General features: G+C 54.9%; 4 protein-coding genes. All 4 read right to left on the reverse strand.

Going from position 1 to position 1540, the window contains the following annotated elements:
* Positions 1-66: 66 nt before the first annotated feature.
* Genes NE584_RS19260 through NE584_RS19270 form a run of 4 tightly spaced genes read right to left on the reverse strand, consistent with a single transcriptional unit; the run spans position 67 to position 1286 of the window.
* On the reverse strand, positions 67-222 hold the full coding sequence (locus NE584_RS19260; RefSeq protein ID WP_154669716.1) for a hypothetical protein: 156 nt from the start codon (positions 220-222) through the stop codon (positions 67-69).
* On the reverse strand, positions 215-541 hold the full coding sequence (locus tag NE584_RS19265; protein WP_050622677.1) for a hypothetical protein: 327 nt from the start codon (positions 539-541) through the stop codon (positions 215-217). The genes NE584_RS19260 and NE584_RS19265 overlap by 8 nt, the downstream gene beginning before the upstream one ends.
* Positions 538-801, reverse strand: coding sequence for a helix-turn-helix transcriptional regulator (locus NE584_RS19945; protein ID WP_368670744.1), 264 nt, complete (start codon positions 799-801; stop codon positions 538-540). Before NE584_RS19945 ends, NE584_RS19265 begins: the two co-directional genes overlap by 4 nt.
* Positions 798-1286 (reverse strand): hypothetical protein, encoded by a 489-nt coding sequence (locus NE584_RS19270; RefSeq protein WP_256183539.1) that lies wholly within the window; start codon positions 1284-1286, stop codon positions 798-800. The genes NE584_RS19945 and NE584_RS19270 overlap by 4 nt, the downstream gene beginning before the upstream one ends.
* Between the last annotated feature and the right edge of the window lie 254 nt (positions 1287-1540).

Consider the following 1540-nt stretch of genomic DNA (forward strand, 5'->3'; position numbering starts at 1 on the left):
TCCAACTCTGAAACATTATACAGAAAAAGGGGGCCGCTCGTGCGGGCAGCCCCCTCCTTCATCTCTTTATTCCAGCTCTAGCAGCAACTTCACCGCCTCCAGTCGCTCCCCCGGCGTGGCCTGTGGGTCGTCCCTGATCTGGCGGAGTGCTTCTATCTGCGCCTCCCTCTCCCGCTCCAGGCGGGCTCTCTCCGCCCTCTGGCGGCGCTCTTCTTTAGTCATGCTGTGCGGCCTCCTTTCCTATTTCTGTCTCTTGCTGTACAGGAAGCATCTGGAGAGTATCGGCCACATCTTCGATTAAACTTCTTGCCGCATAACAGGCTGAGTATAAGGCGTTAAAGTTTTTCTCTACCCAGTCGATTGCACAATCTCCCCGGCTTTTCCCTTTCTGATCTAACAGGCCATCACACCTCAAATCTCCAAAAGCAGGTTGAATTACATCTTCTAAAAGACCAAGCACCGCAATAGCTTTCTCCTCTGCGTCTTTGAGTTCATTGTAGATAACCGGGGCAGCAATAAGCGTTTTTGCTGATGTGCTCATACAGCAACCTCCTCCCAAGAGACAAGAGCATTTATCTCCGTTCCCTCAACAACGCAATCACGCATGGGGCAGGTAAAGCAGCTTGAGCTATACGGGCATGACCTCGAAGCGGATTCTCTTTGTACCTTCGGGGCTCTGGCTTTTTTCAACAGGGTGGAGACTGTAGACTTTGAGACCCCGCAGCGGCGGGAGATCTCTGTGACTGTAAAGCCCGCAGCGAACAGGGCCAAATATTCAGATGCACGGTGTGATACTCTCATGCCGGCTCCACCTCCCCGTGGATGGTCGGCGTGCACCCCAGCGTGGCCGGAAAGCTGTTCAGATCCCGCTCCCACAACAGATTCCCATCTTTGTCCCAGCTTGCGAAAATCACACCGAAGATCCTTTCTGCGAATATACCACAGTTTGGGCGGAACCTATCCCCGTCCCACATGCTCTTGTATCTGGTCCCCACCATCTGGTAAGCGCCCCACACACCATCATAAGCCTTGAGCATGACCGAGGGCTTTCTGGCGCCGGGGAAAGTTGCATAGCACAAGCATAGATCTTCCGAACCGTCCCCGCCTCTGCTCTTGTGTCTGGGCGGTGCCGGGTATCTGTCAAAGGCCACAGCCACCCGTCCGCCATCCTGCACCCCAGCCCCCTCCAGGCAGTCACCCACCACAGGGACAATGGCCCGGTCTGTTTCTTCCATTATGGCCTCCACGCTCTTGAGAGTGGCTAGGTTGCCATGTATTGTTTCCATCGGTATCTCCTCCATCTTGAAATCTGGAGGGGACTGTGGTAAGCTATCACCATAGCCCCCTCCGGGGTTACAGGCTCCTATATCCTCTTGCTTTGGTCGGCTGGGATATGGGGGCTCTCTTTATGCTACACAGAAGCGGCGTGTGGTCGTGGTCCTGGTAAATCTGGCCGCCACCTCCGGCAAGGCCGCTCTAAGGGCCGCTGTGTCCATTCTGGTGGAAGTTACGTGCTTCCATGTGATTCTATACTCCCCAG

It is taken from the genome of Clostridium sp. DFI.5.61 (assembly GCF_024462915.1).
Classification (GTDB): Bacteria; Bacillota; Clostridia; order Oscillospirales; family Oscillospiraceae; genus Lawsonibacter; species Lawsonibacter asaccharolyticus.

Excerpts from the sequence above, each read along its gene's own strand:
- NE584_RS19265 (WP_050622677.1), bottom strand. The coding sequence starts at position 541 with ATGAGCACATCAGCAAAAACGCTTATTGCTGCCCCGGTTATCTACAAT.
- NE584_RS19270 (WP_256183539.1), bottom strand. The coding sequence starts at position 1,286 with ATGGAAACAATACATGGCAACCTAGCCACTCTCAAGAGCGTGGAGGCC.
- NE584_RS19945 (WP_368670744.1), bottom strand. The coding sequence starts at position 801 with ATGAGAGTATCACACCGTGCATCTGAATATTTGGCCCTGTTCGCTGCG.
- NE584_RS19260 (WP_154669716.1), bottom strand. The coding sequence starts at position 222 with ATGACTAAAGAAGAGCGCCGCCAGAGGGCGGAGAGAGCCCGCCTGGAG.